The organism is Gemmatimonadota bacterium, assembly GCA_040388535.1.
GTDB lineage: Bacteria > Gemmatimonadota > Gemmatimonadetes > Gemmatimonadales > GWC2-71-9 > Palsa-1233.
Map to the genome: position 1 here is coordinate 125,720 of JAZKBR010000009.1, position 17,038 is coordinate 142,757.

General features: G+C 65.6%; 15 protein-coding genes. 13 read left to right on the top strand and 2 right to left on the bottom strand.

Features of this window, described 5'->3' with window-relative positions; genetic code table 11:
• Positions 1 to 28 precede the first annotated feature (28 nt).
• Genes recG through V4558_16525 form a run of 4 tightly spaced genes read left to right on the top strand, consistent with a single transcriptional unit; the run spans position 29 to position 5,231 of the window.
• A complete protein-coding gene (gene recG / locus V4558_16510) occupies positions 29 to 2,092 on the top strand; it encodes an ATP-dependent DNA helicase RecG (GenBank protein ID MES2307105.1) in 2,064 nt (687 codons plus the stop codon).
• On the top strand, positions 2,092 to 3,144 hold the full coding sequence (locus V4558_16515) for a hypothetical protein (GenBank protein MES2307106.1): 1,053 nt from the start codon (positions 2,092 to 2,094) through the stop codon (positions 3,142 to 3,144). The genes recG and V4558_16515 overlap by 1 nt, the downstream gene beginning before the upstream one ends.
• Before the next feature lie 3 nt (positions 3,145 to 3,147).
• The gene (locus V4558_16520; GenBank protein ID MES2307107.1) at positions 3,148 to 4,188 is read left to right on the top strand and encodes a hypothetical protein; all 1,041 of its coding nucleotides are present in this window, start codon (positions 3,148 to 3,150) and stop codon (positions 4,186 to 4,188) included.
• 53 nt (positions 4,189 to 4,241) lie between these two features.
• Complete coding sequence (locus tag V4558_16525) at positions 4,242 to 5,231, top strand: hypothetical protein (GenBank protein ID MES2307108.1); 990 nt, start codon at positions 4,242 to 4,244, stop codon at positions 5,229 to 5,231.
• A 167-nt stretch (positions 5,232 to 5,398) separates the two neighbouring features.
• On the opposite strand, the gene V4558_16530 is transcribed toward V4558_16525, so the two are convergent.
• Positions 5,399 to 7,192 (bottom strand): ABC transporter permease, encoded by a 1,794-nt coding sequence (locus V4558_16530; protein ID MES2307109.1) that lies wholly within the window; start codon positions 7,190 to 7,192, stop codon positions 5,399 to 5,401.
• 118 nt (positions 7,193 to 7,310) lie between these two features.
• Between V4558_16530 and V4558_16535 the strand changes: the two genes are divergently transcribed.
• Both V4558_16535 and asnS read left to right on the top strand, forming a co-directional pair.
• The gene (locus V4558_16535) at positions 7,311 to 8,258 is read left to right on the top strand and encodes a hypothetical protein (protein ID MES2307110.1); all 948 of its coding nucleotides are present in this window, start codon (positions 7,311 to 7,313) and stop codon (positions 8,256 to 8,258) included.
• A 9-nt stretch (positions 8,259 to 8,267) separates the two neighbouring features.
• Positions 8,268 to 9,587 (top strand): asparagine--tRNA ligase, encoded by a 1,320-nt coding sequence (gene asnS, locus V4558_16540; protein MES2307111.1) that lies wholly within the window; start codon positions 8,268 to 8,270, stop codon positions 9,585 to 9,587.
• Positions 9,588 to 9,688: 101 nt separating this feature from the next.
• On the opposite strand, the gene mazG is transcribed toward asnS, so the two are convergent.
• On the bottom strand, positions 9,689 to 10,444 hold the full coding sequence (gene mazG, locus V4558_16545; GenBank protein ID MES2307112.1) for a nucleoside triphosphate pyrophosphohydrolase: 756 nt from the start codon (positions 10,442 to 10,444) through the stop codon (positions 9,689 to 9,691).
• A gap of 29 nt (positions 10,445 to 10,473) precedes the next feature.
• Between mazG and alr the strand changes: the two genes are divergently transcribed.
• The 7 genes from alr to miaB are packed head-to-tail and all read left to right on the top strand — an operon-like array spanning position 10,474 to position 17,030.
• The gene (gene alr, locus V4558_16550; protein ID MES2307113.1) at positions 10,474 to 11,556 is read left to right on the top strand and encodes an alanine racemase; all 1,083 of its coding nucleotides are present in this window, start codon (positions 10,474 to 10,476) and stop codon (positions 11,554 to 11,556) included.
• Positions 11,553 to 11,804 (top strand): DUF1844 domain-containing protein, encoded by a 252-nt coding sequence (locus V4558_16555; GenBank protein MES2307114.1) that lies wholly within the window; start codon positions 11,553 to 11,555, stop codon positions 11,802 to 11,804. Before alr ends, V4558_16555 begins: the two co-directional genes overlap by 4 nt.
• Positions 11,801 to 12,967 carry a phosphopentomutase gene (locus V4558_16560; GenBank protein ID MES2307115.1) on the top strand — a complete coding sequence of 389 codons (1,167 nt, stop codon included), beginning with the start codon at positions 11,801 to 11,803 and terminating at the stop codon, positions 12,965 to 12,967. The genes V4558_16555 and V4558_16560 overlap by 4 nt, the downstream gene beginning before the upstream one ends.
• Positions 12,964 to 13,347: a cytidine deaminase gene (locus V4558_16565; protein ID MES2307116.1), complete on the top strand. Its 384-nt coding sequence runs from the start codon at positions 12,964 to 12,966 to the stop codon at positions 13,345 to 13,347. The genes V4558_16560 and V4558_16565 overlap by 4 nt, the downstream gene beginning before the upstream one ends.
• Positions 13,344 to 14,537 (top strand): hypothetical protein, encoded by a 1,194-nt coding sequence (locus tag V4558_16570; GenBank protein ID MES2307117.1) that lies wholly within the window; start codon positions 13,344 to 13,346, stop codon positions 14,535 to 14,537. The genes V4558_16565 and V4558_16570 overlap by 4 nt, the downstream gene beginning before the upstream one ends.
• A gap of 2 nt (positions 14,538 to 14,539) precedes the next feature.
• Positions 14,540 to 15,700: a hypothetical protein gene (locus V4558_16575; GenBank protein ID MES2307118.1), complete on the top strand. Its 1,161-nt coding sequence runs from the start codon at positions 14,540 to 14,542 to the stop codon at positions 15,698 to 15,700.
• A gap of 19 nt (positions 15,701 to 15,719) precedes the next feature.
• Positions 15,720 to 17,030 carry a tRNA (N6-isopentenyl adenosine(37)-C2)-methylthiotransferase MiaB gene (gene miaB, locus V4558_16580; protein ID MES2307119.1) on the top strand — a complete coding sequence of 437 codons (1,311 nt, stop codon included), beginning with the start codon at positions 15,720 to 15,722 and terminating at the stop codon, positions 17,028 to 17,030.
• Positions 17,031 to 17,038 lie beyond the last annotated feature (8 nt).

The following is a 17,038-nucleotide window of genomic DNA, read 5'->3' on the forward strand; positions in this document are numbered from 1 at the left end:
GGGGGATTCGCTCCGCTTACTTTCCACTGTGCCCCAGCTTCGCCCTGACACCCCCGTGCAGTTCCTCAAAGGAATCGGCGAGAAACGCGCCGAGGCGCTCGCGCGTCTGGGTGTGCTCAGCGCGCAGGACCTGCTGCTCCACCTGCCACATCGCTATCTCGATGCCTCTACCGTGACGCCACTCGCCAAAGCAAAGGTAGGCGAGGACGTTGCGTGTATCGGAACGGTGGTGAGCAAGGGGATTCTGCCGACCCGGAAGGGGCTACGGATTTTTCACGCGGTGCTCAAGGACGCCAGTGGGGTTCTCGAGTGCGCCTGGCCCGGTCAGAGCTTCCTCGACCGCACGATCAAGGAGGGGCAGCTTTTGTTGGTGGCCGGGCCTGTACGGTTCTACCACGGCCGACAGATGGCACCGCGCGAGATGGTCATTCTGGGCGATCCGGATGACCCGTCGGCCGCGGGCCGAGTGCTACCGGTCTATCCCGCGACCGAAGGTCTGTCGCACAAGCAGATCCGGGCGCTGATCGACACGCACCTTGAGTCGCTCATCCCGCTGGTGCCGGACATCCTCCCTGAAGAACTGCGACTCCGTTTCAAGCTGCCACCGTTGAGCGAGGCGCTGCGCGCGGTTCATCGCCCCACGACGGTGGCCGAGGCAGAGGCGGGGCGCCGGCGGCTGGCGGTGGATGAGCTCTTTGATCTGCAGCTCACGCTGGCACGAGCGAGGCACGTCGCGAAGACGGGCCAGCGGGGGACGCGGTTCACCGCGCACCGCACGCTCACGACGGCGCTGCGCGAGGCGCTGCCGTGGGAGCTCACGGGCGACCAGAAGCAGTCCATTCGCGAGATCTTTGATGACATGACCAGCGAAGAGCGGATGCACCGGTTGCTGATGGGTGATGTCGGCACCGGCAAGACCGTCGTGGCGCTCTTCGCGATGCTGCTGGCGCTCGAGAACGACTATCAGGCCGCGTTGATGGCTCCGACGGAGTTGCTGGTCGAGCAGCATTTCCGGACGCTGTCCTCCTTGCTGGCACCGCTCGGGCTGGTACCTGAGCTGCTCATCGGCCGCCTCGGCGCCGCCGACAAGCGCGCAGCCCGAGCCCGGCTCGCCTCGGGCGAGACGCGACTGGTGGTAGGAACGCATGCGCTGGTGCAGGAGTCGGTGACGTTTCACAAGCTCGGCCTGGTGGTGATCGACGAGCAGCATCGCTTCGGGGTGGAGCAGCGTGCCGCGCTGATGGGGAAGGGCGAGGCACCGGATGTGCTGCTGCTGACGGCGACGCCGATTCCGCGATCGCTGGCACTCACGCGGTACGGCGACCTCGATATGTCGGTGCTGCGCGCGAAGCCGCCGGGGCGGGGCACGATCAAGACGGCGATACGCACGCCGGCGCACCGCGCCAGAGTCCTTGACTTTGTGCATAACACGGTGCGCGAGGGTGGGCAGGCGTACATCGTCCTGCCGGTGATCGAGGAGAGCGAACGGGCCGACCTGCGGGCCGCCGAGACGATGGCGGCGACGCTCACGGCACAGTGGGATGATGTGAGCATCGGGCTAGTGCACGGGCGGGTGAAGCCACCGGCTCGCGAAGAGGTGATGCGCAACTTCCGCGATGGCAAGGTCGGCGTACTGGTGGCGACCACGGTGATTGAAGTGGGGATCGATGTCCCGAACGCCACCGTGATGGTGATCGAGCATCCCGAGCGCTTCGGCCTGGCCCAGTTGCATCAGCTGCGCGGACGAGTGGGGCGGGGGAGCAAGGAATCGCACTGCATCCTGCTCACGAATTCCGATTTCGTTCCGGAGCGGCTCCGTGCCTTTGCGCTCACCGATGATGGCTTCAAGATCGCGGAACTCGATCTGGAAGAGCGGAGCCACGGTGACCTGCTCGGCGCGCGACAGAGCGGGGGCGTCGATTTCAAGATCGCGCGCTTTCCCGATGATACGGATCTCCTCGGTGAAGCGCGGGCGCTCGCGCGCGCGGTGCTCGATGCCGACCCTGTGCTCGAAAAGCGGGAAAACCGGCCACTGCGCGAACGGGCGCTTGCCCGCTACCCCAGAGCCGAAGCGCTTTTCCGGGTGGGCTGATGTATTCCACCTGCCTCTTCTGCACCAAAGCTCTCGGCCGGAACGAGGTCATCGAGACGCTGCCGATTGGTCGACGGATCGCCTTTGACGCGGCTCAGGGACGGCTGTGGGTGGTGTGCCGACACTGCGCCAAGTGGAACCTGGTGCCGTTCGACACTCGGCTCGAGAGTATCGAGACGGCGGAGGGACTCTTCCGCAGTACCCGGGTGCGTTTTTCGACCGACAACATCGGCATTGCGCGTGTCCGGGAAGGTCTGGAACTGGTGCGCGTAGGGCCAGCGCTGCGACCCGAGTTTGCCGCGTGGCGTTACGGAGATCAGTTCGGGCGCCGGCGGAAGCAGAATCTCCTCATCGGCGCGGGGCTGGCGGCTGTGGGTGTCGGCCTGATCGCTGGTGGAGCAGCGGTTGGGATCGGTGCAGGCCTCGGACCACAGCTGGCACGCGCGGTGATCAAGTCGATTCGTGGCCGTCGCATCATCGTGCGTGTGCCACGCGAAGGGGCCGATCCGATCCAGCTGACGGCGGCCTCAGCCGACCGCGCTCGATTTCAGGCGTTGACTAGTGGCGGATGGGGGATCCGCACGCGGCTCGATGCGAACCGGATCTTTGGTGTGCGGACCTCCCGTAGTGGCGAGGATGATCAGGTGATCACCGGCCCCGACGCCGAGCGGGTGCTTGCCGGAATCCTGGGGCACACCAATCGGTGGATGGGGAAGAAGGCGGAGGTGCAGGAGGCCGTGGAACTGGTGGAATCGAAGGGCGACCTGCACGAACTGGTGACCGGGATCGACGAGTACTCCCGGTACTCGCGGCTCCGGCTGGTCAAGGATCTTCCCAAGACCTGGCGACTCGCCACCGAGATGGCGCTGCACGAGCAATCGGAGCGCGACGCGCTGTCCGGTGAACTCGCCCTGCTCGAGTGGCAGTGGAAGGAAGCTGAGCGGCTGGCGCACATCAGCGACTCGCTGGCCATCCAGGACTCGGTCAACGCGGATCTCGCCGAGCTCCAGAACGCTCGACGATCCTCGATCGACGATCAACGCGGCGTCTAAGTCGTGTACGCCACCTGTCTCTTCTGTAACGCCTCACTCGGCCAGAATGAAGTGCTCGAGTCGCTCCCCGTGGGGCGACGCCTCGCGTTCGACGGCGCCAATGGCCGGCTCTGGATCATCTGCCGGAGTTGTGCCCGCTGGAACCTGGTCCCATTCGAGTCGCGACTCGAAAGCATCGACGAGGCGGAGCGACTCTTTCACGACACGCGTACGCGTTACTCCACTGGCAACATCGGACTCGCGCGACTGCGCGAAGGGCTCGAGCTGGTGCGCATCGGCCCGGCGTTGCGACCGGAGTTTGCGGCGTGGCGGTATGGGGCGCGGTTCGCGTCGCGGCGGAGGCGGAACCTGCTGGTGAGCGGCAGCCTCGCAGTGGGCGTTCTCGCAGCGTATTTCGGAGCTCGTGCGGCACTAGGGGGAGGAACGGTATGGGTTCAGGGATTGATCCACGTTCCGAAACTCTGGCAGAAGCGGCGAATCCGGGTCCGGCACCGACTCGAGACTGGCCAGCAGCTCACACTGACGCACGCCGATATCAGCGGAGCCTGGCTGCGCCATTGTGACCGAGCCGGATTCACGCTTGAGGTGCCTTCGCGGCTCGATGTACCAGGGGCGTGGACGAAAGGAAGCCGGGTCCATGATAGTGTCGAATTCAAGGAGCAGGACGCCGAGGTGCTCCTGACCAGGATGCTCCCTGTCATCGCTGGTACTGCGGGCTCGGTCGCCGAGGTACAGGGTGCGACGGAACTCCTCGCTACTCATCGTTCGATCATTGCCCTGGCAAATGCCAACCATCACTCTGCTTGGGAATCCCACACGCTCGGTGGCACCAATTCTGTATCCCGCCTCGCAATGGAGATGGCGTCCAACGAAACCACGGAGCGAAGAATTCTCGAGGGCGAGCTCTCCCTGCTCGAGCGCCAGTGGGAAGAAGCCGATCGCCTCGCGAAGATCAGCGACGACCTCGCGCTTCCCGAGTCGATTGATGAGCAGCTGGTCATCCGACAGAACGCCCATCGCCCATCGCCCATCGATCAGCCATGATCCACCATCCATCATCCCGAATCCATCCCGGCCGACCCCGGGCGTCGTCGTAGATGTACTCCACCTGCCTCTACTGCACTCGCAGCCTTGGCACGAACGAGGTGATCGAGACGCTGCCCGTCGGGCGGCGCATTGCGTTCGACGCGGCGCAAGGTCGGCTTTGGGTCGTGTGCCGCCACTGTGCCAAGTGGAACCTGGTGCCGTTCGATACCCGACTCGAGAGCATCGACGCGGGTGAGCGTCTCTTCCGCGATACCCGAGTACGCTTCTCCACCGACAACATCGGGATCGCGCGGCTAAAGGAAGGGCTGGAACTTGTGCGCATTGGTCCCGCACTCCGACCCGAGTTCGCGGCGTGGCGGTACGGGGACCAATTCGGGAGGCGCCGGAAACGTGCGTTGGCCGTCGGCGCAGGTGCGGCTGTGTTGAGTGGCGGAATCTTCGCGGGCGGATTGGTTGCCGGCGCGTCGCTTGCCCTCGTGCCGATGCTCCTGTATGCCTCCAACAGTCTCGTGCGCGGGCGCCGGGTGGTACTCAGGGTGCCTCGCTCGGAAGGGGCGCCGATCGAGTTGACGCGGAATCAGGTGGATCAACTACGAATTCAGTGGCGTCCAGATCGGACCTGGGGGGTACGCACCCACTGGGGCGGGCGAGACGAGTTCGGTTATGCAAGCGCTCGTACTCCCTCTCCCAACCGGCTGATGACGGGGCGCGATGCCGAGGTACTCCTTGCAAGCGCCCTGGCCCACGCCAATCGATGGGTCGGTGATCGAAACGAGGTGAGAGGCGCGGTTGATCTTCTCGATGATCGTGGGACCTCTCGGCGGATCATCGAATTGCTGCCGGCCGAGTTCCGCTTCGCACATATTGTCGAACTGCGCCGAATTCCCGGTGAAATGAGGCTCGCGATGGAGATGGGGTTTCACGAGGAATCGGAACGCGAGGCGCTCGCGGGGGAACTGACGATGCTCGAATGGCAGTGGAAGGAAGCAGATCGGCTTGCGAAGATCAGTGACGGGCTGGCGATGCAGACAGAAGGGTGATGGGTGATGGGCGATGGGTGATGGGTGGAGGAGAGGCGCGGAGGGTCGCTCCTTCGACTGCGCTCGCCCGCGGCTCGCTTCGCTCAGGATGACAGTGGGAATCCATCACCCATCACCCTTCTCCCATCACCCTTCTCCCTTCTCCCTTCTCCCTTGACCCTTCTCCCTCACCCATCCGCTGCGCCCACCAGTTCCGCCGGCCCCGTGTGCATCGCGCGCCATGCACCAGGCAGCGCCGCCAGCAGCGCGACCGCGATCAGGATCCCGCCGTAGCGAATGATCAGTGTTGGTTCCCACGCCGGTAGCCCCGGTATCACTGTGGTGAAGATCTGCCAGGCACCCGGCCCGAACCAGAGGGCGCAGGCAACGCCACCGACACCGGCGAGCGCGGCGCGACCTGCTACCGTGATGAAGATGTGCCGCCGACGCGCACCCACGGCGCGACGAACGCCGAGTTCGGGGATCAGGGCGCCGATCCAGAGTCGCACCAGGACCAGCGTCCCGAGCGCCGCGATGAGCCACCCGGCCCAGCCCTCGATCGTGATCCATCGCGCAAACCAGCGGAGTGGAGCCAACTGCGCCGCGCGCATGGCCGCCTCGCTCATCGTGAGCGGCATCCCGGCGATGGAATGCAGTGTCGCCGCGATCACACCGCCGGCGTCGGAAAGTGTTGTCCCCGGGTTGGCGCGGACCATCACTTCGAGCTGCGGCGTGCGATGCTGCAAGACGCTGAGGTAGACCGCGTACCGGGGCAGCAACGACGCGCCGAAGCCGGCCGCGACCGGTTCATCGACGACGCCCACCACCGTGTACCATCCGTCGACTCCGTCGAGCTGCAGGCGCCGGCCGATTGGCTCGCCGTACTGGAAGTGCCGGCGCGCGAGGGCGCGATTCACAACGGCGACGCGTTGACTGCCGGCGACATCCGCGCTGGTGATACCGCGGCCGGCAACGACACTGGCACCGATCGAACGGAAGGAGTCGGCGCTTACCAGATGACGAACGGCAGTGGTGAGCCTAAACGGGAGGTGCATGTTCGCCTCCGAGCAATCGCCGCAGTCGGTGGTGAGTCCGCCGACCTCGCCGAGCCCGAGGGCGACGCCGGGCGTCGCAATGCTCGCAGACAGGACTCCGGGGGTCGCGCCGAGCGCGCCGAGGAGCGACTGATAGTCGGGCAGCTCCGCATGGCTGGCATCGACCCGATAAATCGCTGCCGAGCTGGTCGATATTGCCGGAGCCGTGAGCATCGCCTCAACATGCCGCGAGAGCAGTGCGCTCGCCGTGACGACCAGCAGGCCGATCGAGAGAAGTGCTGCCGCGAGGTAGAGTTCGAGCGGCGGCCCGCTGGCAACGCGCACGTAACTGCCCCGCGCCGGAACCATCACGAAGAGCGCGCCGAGGAGAAAAGTTGCGAGAAAGGCTGCGACCACCAGTGCGGCGGGGAGCCCCGGCAGCGCTGATGCACCAGGCCACTCCGCCCGCGCGAGCCGGAACGCCACCGTGGCGAAACCGCCACTCGCAAAGCAGGTCGCGCCGGCGAGCAGCGCGGCCTCGACCATCGCCATCAGGGTGAGCGCCCCGCGTGACGCACCAACCGCACGGCGCACGGCGATCTCGCCGGAGCGCTGACCGGCGCGTGCCGCACTGCCGACAAGAATCGTGATGGCAGCAAGCGCCAGGGCACCGGCAGCGGCCCCCAGGAGTGGAGCGAGAAGCGCAGCGAGGGCACGTTGCTGGAAGACCGCAATCGGTGTTGCCTGCGGCGACCAGGTTCCGTTCAACCCCCGGACCATCCCGCCGAGCTCGAGGCCGCCGGCCAGCGCCACGACCGGAGCCGCCGCGATGAGCGCCACAATCCCCGCGACCACGGCGAGGAGTGCACCGCGCCAGTACATCCGGAGCCCGTCGCCGGCGGTCGTATGCGCCACCCTGATTGCCGCTCTCGCTGTCGCTAGGGACATCGTCGCTCCGCTGATTGTCATCCGGCTGTTACGCCCGTGTAACCTCACTGCCAGCCCGCTGCCATCCCCCGGACGGAACTTCCTGAGGGAACGTGTCACTCCCGTTCGGGGGGCGCCGATGTACCGCACCTGTCTCTACTGTACCCACGATCTCGAAGAAAATACCGTACTCGGCAGCCAGGCGGTGGGTCGGCGCTTTGCCTTCGACGCCGCCCTCGGCCGCCTGTGGGTCGTCTGCCCCCATTGCGCCAAATGGAATCTGGTCCCGTTCGAAACGCGGCTTGAATCCATCGATGCCTGCGAACGGCTCTTCCGCGATACCCGTGCGCGCTACTCGACAGACAACATCGGACTCGCACGTCTCCCTGCCGGCCTCGACCTGATCCGCATTGGCACCGCACTCAAGCCCGAAATCGCGGCGTGGCGTTACGGGCGGGTCCTCGCCCGAAGGCAACGCAGTACTTCATCGCTGCCACTCGTCGAAATGTTTCGTGGCATCCGGCGGGCCTTCCACAATCAGCATGTGCTGCGTGATCCGTGGACCGATCAGCTGGTGCAGGTTCCCCTCGCGGCGCTCCTGCACGCCACCCTTGCCGCTGACGACAACGGTACCTGGCGCCTCGAGGTGCCGTACCGGACTGGTCTGGAACGGCTCTTCGGGCCGCGTGAGCCGGTCCTGCCGTCGATTCGGGACGTGCCCTCCCTCGGACTCTTCGACGGCCGGGAGCTCTTCCCGACCCTCGGTCGGCTGCTGCCGGCGCTCGATCCGGGGGCACAGGGGAGCGAACAGGTGGATGAGGCGCTGCGGCTGGTGGAATCGGCCCGCGACGGCAGTCACCTGCTGGAGTACGTCGTGGGGAAGCCACTCCGATTTGCCACGCAGCGGCGATACGTCGTGCGAGAAGTTCCGACCGAGATCCGGCTGGCGCTCGAAATGACGGCCCACGAGGAGACCGAGCGTCGGGCGCTGGAAGGGGAGCTAAAGCTGCTGGAGCGCGAGTGGAAGGCGGCCGAGCAGCTGGCGCGGATCGCGGACCGACTGGCGGTAGGGGAGGAGCCGGCCTAAAATGCGCGGATGACGCCAGACACTCGCTCCGCCACGCCCTTCGCCTCGATCAGCGATCTCCGCCAGCACGTTGGGCAGCAGGTCATTGTACGGGGGTGGGTCACCACCACGCGCTCCTCCGGCAAGATCGCTTTCCTCGTGATGCGCGATGGCTCCGGCTACCTGCAGACGGTCTTCCCCAAAAATGAAATCGTCGAAGGCGCCTGGGAGCGCTTTGCAACCCTGACTCAGGAAGCGACCGTGTCAGTCACGGGCACGGTGCGCGAAGACGCTCGTGCGCCTGGCGGCTATGAACTCACCGCAAGCGATGTGACGGTGCTGGCGCCGAGCGTCGATTTCCCGATCACGCCAAAGGAACACGGCACCGCCTTTCTCTTCGAGCACCGCCATCTCTGGCTCCGCTCGAAGAAGCAGGTGGCGATCGCGCGCGTGCGGAACGAGATCGAGCACGCGATCAGCGACTTCTTCTACGAGCGCGAATTCATTCGGGTCGACACGCCGATCCTGACCGGCTCGATCGGCGAGCAGGCCGGCGAGCTCTTCGCCACGGAATATTTCGACCTCGGTCAGGCCTATCTCGCTCAGACGGGACAGCTCTACGGTGAAGCCGCCGCTGCCGCGCACGGAAAGATCTACACCTTCGGTCCGACCTTCCGCGCCGAGAAGTCGAAGACGCGCCGCCACCTGACGGAGTTCTGGATGATTGAACCGGAAGTGGCGTTCGCCGATTCCAACGACAACATGAAGCTGCAGGAAGACTTCGTGTCGTACCTCGTGGCGCGCGTGCTGGAGAATCGTCAGGAAGAACTGAAGGAACTCGAGCGCGATACCTCCAAGCTCGCAAACATCACGGCGCCCTTCCCACGTATCAGCTACACCGACGCGATCGCCGCGCTGCAGGCCCAGGGGAGCGATATCCAGTGGGGCACCGACCTCGGTGCCGATGACGAGACCGCGCTCGCCAAGGCGTACGACAAGCCGCTCTTCGTGATGAACTATCCGAAGGCGTTCAAGGCGTTCTACATGAAGGAGAATCCCGACGATCCGCGCACGGTGCTCAGCAACGACTGCCTCGCGCCCGAAGGCTACGGCGAGATCATCGGCGGCTCACAGCGTGAGGACGATTACGACAAGCTCCTCGCCCGCATCGAGGCGCAAGGGCTCGATCCCAAGTCGTACGGCTGGTACCTCGACCTGCGGAAGTACGGTGGCTTTGTCCACTCCGGCTTCGGTCTCGGTCTCGAGCGCACCGTCGCCTGGATCTGCGGCATCCCGCATATTCGGGAGGCGATTGCGTTCCCGAGGCAGATCCACCGCCTTTACCCGTAACAAAGATCCCTGCAGGATGATGGATGGTGGATGATGGATGATGGAGAAGGGCTCCTCGGCGATGGCCCCTCGCCCATCTGTCATCCATCATCCATCATCCATCATCCCTTCCGTTTCACTTCATCCCAGATCAGATCCAGCTCCTCCAGCGACGCCTCGCCGAGTTTCACACTCCGTTCGGCGGCGATGCGTTCGACCTCGGCGAATCGTGCCCGGAATTTTGCGTTGCTGCGCTCGAGCGCAGCTCCGGGCGGCACGCCGGCCTTGCGTGCGACGTTAACCACCGCAAAGAGCAAGTCGCCGATCTCGTCGGTGAGCCGATCACGCGACGGGTCGCTGTGGTCGAGCTCGGCTTCGACCTCGGCGAGTTCCTCACGCACCTTGTCGAGCGGGCCGCGGACATCTGGCCAGTCGAAGCCGACACCTGCCGCGCGTTCCTGCAACCGGTAGGCAAGCAATAGCTCGGGGAGGGTGGCCGGGAGGCCGTCGAGGGTTCCGTGGCTGCGTTTCCGTTCGCGGTTCTTGAGTGCCTCCCACCCCTCCTGCTCACCGAGCTCGAAGAGATGGGGATGGCGCCGTCGCATCTTGGCGACCAGGTCGTCGGCCACCTCGTCGGGAGTGAATTCTCCCGATTCGGCGCCCAGCACCAGCTGCCAGGCGAGGTGGAGCATCAGGTCGGCCACTTCCTCGCGAATCTGGGCCTGATCGCCCGTGCCGAGGGCTGCCGCGAGCTCGTGGGCCTCCTCGATCAGGTAGGGCCGCAACGTCTCCCGGGTCTGGATCCGGTCCCAGCTGCATCGCTCGCGCAGGTCGGCGACCATTGCCACGGCCCGTCCCAGCGCTGATTCGTCTTGCATCCATCCCCCCGGGGTCCTAGTCTCCGACCGTGCGCAAACCCTTCACACCCGACACCGCCCGCGCCTGGGTCGATGTGGACCTCGACTCCCTGGTGCGGAACGCCCGCTCCTACGCCGCTCGGGTCGGCGTCCCGCTCCTGCCCATGGTCAAGGCCGATGGCTACGGCCTCGGGGCCGTGGCGGTGGCTCGCGCCCTCGCCGAGATCGAGCCCTGGGGCTACGGTGTCGCCACCGTCGACGAAGCCCGTGAACTCTACGTCAACGGCATCCTGCGGCCGATCGTGATCTTCTCACCGCTCGTCCCCGAGATGATCGAGTACGTCAACGCGGTGGCAGCACGACCGGTCATTGGTGACCTCGATTCGCTGCGCGCCTGGCTCGCACAGGGCAGCGGCCCATTCCACCTCGAGATCGATACCGGGATGGCGCGAGCGGGAATCCGCTGGGACGACGCTGCGATGCTCGGCGAAGCGCGCAATCTGCTCGCCGAGGCCTCAGGATGGGAGGGTGTCTTCACCCATTTCCATTCGGCGGAACGCAATTCGGCGGCGACCGGCCAGCAGTGGCTCCGCTTGCAGGGGTGCATTGACGCGCTCGGTCGCCGGCCCCCGCTGGTCCACGCGGCGAATTCGGCGGCAGGCGCCACGGGGAAGCCGTATAGCGGCGATCTCGCGCGCCCGGGAATCCACCTTTATGGCGGCAGAATCTCCGGCTTCGATTCGATCCGGGTGGCTGCGTTGCGTGCGCGGGTGGTGGCGGTCCGGCGGCTCGCGGCCGGGGACACCGTTTCCTACGAAGCGACCTGGGGCGTGCCGAATGCGACCACGATCGCCACACTGGCCATCGGCTATGCTGATGGGCTGAGTCGTCGACTCTCCAATGGCGGTGCCTGCGAACTCCTCGGTCACCGGCTGCGCATCGTCGGCCGGGTCACCATGGACCACGTAATGATCGATGCCGGCGACCTGCCGGTGGCGATCGGCGACGTGGCTACGATCTTTGGCGGCATCGTGACGCTTGACGAACAAGCGGCCCTTGCGGGAACAATCAGTTACGAACTCCTCACCGCGCTCGGGAGCCGTCTCCCGCGCCGCTACCTGCCCAGAGAATGAATCAGCATTTCGGATCGCTCATCCTCGGTCTCGCCGCTCAGGCGAATGCCGCTCTCGATGGTCAGCTCCCGCCGGGTGCCGAAGCCGCCGGTGCCGGAAACGCGCGGCAGCTCGCTCAGGCGCTCATCGACACCCTCAGTGCGCTGCAGGAGAAGACCAAGGGAAACCTTGATGCCGACGAGGCGCTGTTGATGGAGCAGGCCCTCACCGGGCTTCGTTTCCGCTTCGCGACGGGCAAGACGCAGTGATTCGTCGCGCCGGGCTCATCGTGCTTGATGGTCTTGGCGTCGGCACCGCGCATGACACGGCGGCCTACGGCGACCTCGGTTCGGCCACGCTCGGCAACGTGATGCGCTCGGCCGCTGGGCTGCAGCTCCCCAACCTCGAAGCGATGGGGCTCGGGCTCTGTGGCGATAGCGGACTCCCTCCCGTCACCGCGCCGACCGCAGCACATGGTGTCGCCGAGCCGGGGAGCCCGGGGAAGGACAGCACCACCGGCCACTGGGAACTCTGTGGCGTCATTCTCAAGGAACCCTTTCCCACCTACCCGAAGGGATTCCCGCAGCCTCTGCTCGACGAATTCGCCCGGCTGACCGGCCGTGGCGTCCTCGGCAACGTGGCGGCCTCCGGGACCGCGATCCTCGACCAACTCGGTGCGGAACATCTCGCGACGGGCAAGTGGATCGTCTACACGTCAGCGGATTCGGTTTTTCAGGTCGCGGCGCACGAGGATGTCGTCTCGCTGGCCGAACTCTATGCAGGCTGCCAGATCGCCCGCGATCTGCTGAAAGGCGAGCACGGAGTGTCACGAGTGATCGCGCGACCCTTCCGCGGAACTCGCGGCGCCTGGCAGCGTACGGCGAACCGGAAGGACTTCTCGTCGCAGCCGATCGGTGAGACCCTGCTCGATCGTCTCGCCGCGCAGCACATCCCCGTGGTCGGTGTCGGGAAGGTTGATGACCTTTTCGCCGGTCGAGGGGTCACCAGTATCCACACCCCGACGAATCGGGATGCCTACGAGTTGATCGAAGGAGCGATGCTGGCGATGCGGCGGGGCTTTCTCTTTGCCAACGTGATCGAGTTCGACCAGAGCTGGGGTCACCGCAACGATGTGACGGGTTTCCGGAGCGGGCTCGAGGAGCTGGATCGCTGGATGCCGCGGATCCTGCGGCAGGTTCGGGACGAGGACCTGATTATCTTCACGGCCGACCACGGCAACGATCCGACGACGCCGTCGACGGACCACGCCCGGGAACAGGTACCGATCCTGGTCGCGGGACCACGGGTCCGGCCGGTCAGCATCGGGGTCCGCCAGACCTTTGCCGATGTCGGGCAAACCATTGCGGAATTCCTCGGTCTGCCCCCGCTAGCGGCAGGAACCTCGTTTCTGAGCGAGGTCTGGACTGGATGACTGATCTGCGAACTGCGGCGGAAGCCGCTCGAGCACGCGCTTACGCCCCGTATTCCGGCTTTCACGTCGGTGCGGCGCTGGAGACTGAGGAGGGTACCATCGTCACCGGTTGCAACGTCGAAAATGCCTCATACGGGCTGACTATCTGCGCGGAGCGCAGTGCCGTGGTCGCGGCCGTGGCGGCGGGCCACCGTCGTTTCGTGCGCCTGGCACTGGTGAGTGACGCGCCTGAGCCCATCGCCCCGTGCGGGGCGTGTCGGCAGGTGCTCGCCGAGTTCGGGCTGCAGTTGCAGGTCGACTCATACGCCGGATCCGACCGGATCTCGTGGACCATGGCTGAGTTGCTCCCGGCCTCCTTCAACCGCGACGTGCTGCAGTGAAGCGATGGCCCCTGGTGGTGATGGCAGCGATGATGCTGGTGACTGCCTGTACCCAGAAGCTCACGACGCCGGCCGATTGTCCGGCGCTTTGTCCCGGCGGCCAGAGCGCCTTCCGCGACACCATTCTCGACGCCGAGATCGGGCTCGACTCGAGCTACTCGGGATACACGTCGACGCTCGACGCGACCGGGCTCCTCGCGTCCAATGGTGGCGGCTACGGTGAGTCACGCGCCATTGTGAAGTTCCTGCAGCGCGGGGACTCGATCCTCGTCCGCGATACCAATCGCACCTTCACGGTCGATTCCGCAGTCATCCAGGTGACGCTCCAGAAGCGGGATCTTGCCGTCGCTGATCTGGTGCTGGAGTTCTACCGATTGCCCCGTTCCGTGGACACACTCACGCCGTTCGAGACGGTCGATCCGTTGATGACACCGGCCAACAAGCTGGGAGAGATCGCTGTCGCGAACGCGGCAGCGTCGGGACTGCAGCAGCTGGTCCTCAAAGGTGATGATCTCGCGAAGCTTGCCTTCTCACCCGACGACACGACGCAACTGGTCATCGGCGTGAAATTCCGGTCGGCAGCACCAACGGGCCTGCGCTTCGGCTCGCTCCTCAGCGGCGCCGAATCGCCGCTGTACGCGACCTTCGTGCACGCGAACATTGCGGACACCACGGTTCAACGGCAGATCATCAACCGGAATCCGGCGCTGAATCTCACGCTGCGGCCGGTCGAGGCCCCTGCCAGTGCCGGGGTGCTGACTGTGGGTGGTTTCCCCGCATCGAGAGCGTTCCTCCGCTTCACACTGTCGCCCTACCTGCGCGACTCGGCACGGATCGTCCGGGCAACGCTCGAACTGACGACCTCAGAGCCGCTGTTCGGGATCCCGGGAGATTCGACATTTCTTGATGCCCGAGCGGTGCTCAGTGATTTCGGCCCCAAGTCGCCGGTCACTTCGAGCGCCTTCGGATTCGCAACGTTGCTCCCGGGAATGTCGGCCGTGCAGATCGAGATGGTCCCCGTGGTTCAGCTCTGGCAGGGATCGGCGCCGCTCCCCTCCATCGTGCGACTTGGGCTGGCGGCGGAAGGCGCAACCTTCCTCAAGCCACTGATCAACTCGACTCGCGCCGCGACGGGCCGACCCCGGCTGCGGCTGACGTATCGACTCCCCTTCGCGTTCGAGGGCTTCTGACAATGCGCCGCATCCTGATTGCGCTGGCGATTGTGGGAAGCGTCCCTGCACTGGCGCGAGCCCAGTCGTCGCAGTTCGGTGTTCGCGGCCTCGGCCTCCCGGGCCGGTCGGTCTCGGCCCACTCGCTGGGAATGGCCGGCGCGTTCGGTCTGTTCGATGGTGAGTCGAGTCTCAATCCAGCTGCGCTCGGTGCACTGACCCAGACCACGTCGCTCTTCACTTCGAGCGCATCGTGGCGGAACAGCAGCAATCCGGCAGGAACGGGGAAGGCGACTGACGCACGTTTCCCGCAGATCCTGATCGGAGGACCGATCCCGTCGTCAAAGTTCGCCGTCGGCGTCGGCTACTCCACCTATGCCGATCGTGACTTCACGCTGGTGTCGACCGGAGTCGCCTCGCCACGCGGCGAGCCGATCAATGTCACCGATACCCTCACATCGCTGGGCGGCATCAATGATCTCCGCCTCGGTGTCGCGTATGTGGCGTCGCCGCGGGTCCTCTTCGGCGCCGGCGTGCACTTTCTCACCGGCTCGAACCGGCTGCTGTCACGTCGCTCGTGGGCGGATACCAATTACCTGCCGATTGCCGAGAAGGCCGAACTTTCCTACAAGGGCTTCGGTTTTTCGGCCGGCGTCCTGTTGAATCCCGCCAACGGCATTGCGATCGCGGGTGCCATCCGCCAGGACGGCAATCTCGATGTCCAGCGTGACTCGTCGAGCAGCAGCGGGACGATCAAGCTGCCGCTGACGCTGAGTGGCGGCGTCCGAGTGCGCGTGCATCGGGGGGTGGAGTTCGCCGGGACCGTCATCCGTCGCAACTGGTCGAGTGCCGATGCGGGCCTCCGCGAAGAAGGGGCTATCGGCGCGGTGAATACTTTCGAAGCAAGTGGGGGGCTCGAGATCCTCAGCAACCTTCGTCGCCCGGCGCAGAAGCCGTTGCGACTCGGCGTGCGTTACGCGGAGCTGCCGTTCCTGCTGACGACCGCGGGTCGGCCGAAGGAAGTCGGGGTGTCGATCGGCTCCGGGCTGCGCTTTGCCGGTGACCGCGGTGGCATCGACCTGGCGCTCGAGCGCTTCCAGCGGAAGCAGGGCAGTGACTACCGCGAGACCGGCTGGATCTTCTCGGTAGGGATTTCGGTGCGGTCGGCCGGATTCCGGCCATAGCGCGCTGGATGGGTTGCAGATGAAGCGGATCTACATTGAGACGTATGGCTGCCAGATGAATGTGGCCGACACCGAACTGATGTTTGGTGTCCTCGGCCGGGACGGCTACGAACCCACCGAGTCGCCCGAAGGGGCCGACGTCATCCTCGTCAATACGTGTGCCGTCCGTGATAACGCCGAACAGCGGGTGATCGGTCGCGTCGGTGAATTGCAGCGTCACAAGTATCCCGGCAGTGTGCTCGGCGTCGTGGGCTGCATGGCGCAGCGCCTCGGTCCGATCCTGCTCGAGCGGGTACCGAAGGTCGATCTCGTCGTCGGCCCCGATGCCTATCGCAATCTCCCGGAACTGCTCCGCCACGCGGTCGGCGGCATTCGCGTTGCCGATGTGGAGTACCGCGGCTGGGAGCATTACGAAGATATCCCCCAATTGCGTGAACCGGGCCCTACCGCCTTCGTGACGGTGCAGCGGGGCTGCGACTATCGCTGCACCTTCTGTATCGTGCCGACGACCAGAGGTCCCGAGCGGAGTCGCGTGCTGGCCGATATCGTGCGTGAAGTCCGCGAGCTGGTCGAGACCGGAGTCAGCGAGGTCACGCTGCTCGGGCAGACAGTCAATTCATACCACGACGGGAGCGACGATTTTGCCGCGTTGCTTCGCGCCGTCGGTGCGGTGGATGGGGTGCGGCGAATTCGATTCACGTCCCCGTATCCGACCGACTTCACTCCTGGGGTGATCGAGGCGATGGCCACGACACCGGCGGTGTGCGAACACGTGCATCTCCCGGTTCAGAGCGGATCGAACGCGGTGCTGAAGCGGATGCTTCGTCGCTACACGCGCGAGCGCTATCTCGAAGTGGTGAACGACTTGCGCACGGCGATTCCGGGGATGACGATTTCGACCGACATCATCGTCGGGTTTCCCGGCGAGACCGACGCCGACTTTGCCGAGACGCTGGCGATGGTGCAGGACGCCTCCTTCGACGAGGCCTACACCTTCAAGTACTCGGTCCGCGACGGCACGCCGGCGGTCAAGATCCCGAACCACGTTCCGGATGACGTGGCGTCGGGGCGGCTGGAGCAGCTGATCGAGGCCGCCCGGGCCCAGTCGCGGCGTCGGAACGCGGATCGGGTCGGCGAGGTCCACGAGGCACTCGTGGAACGGCCGGCGAAACGGGGCGACCTGATGCTGGCCCGCACCCGCCAGAATTTTCTGGTGCTCCTTGATGTTCCTGCCGATGCTATCGGCGAGTACCGGCGCGTGCGCCTCACGGGCACGACCGGGTCCACCTTTACCGGCGTCCTGTACCAGCCAGCCCTGGCGGTCCTATGATCGTGAAT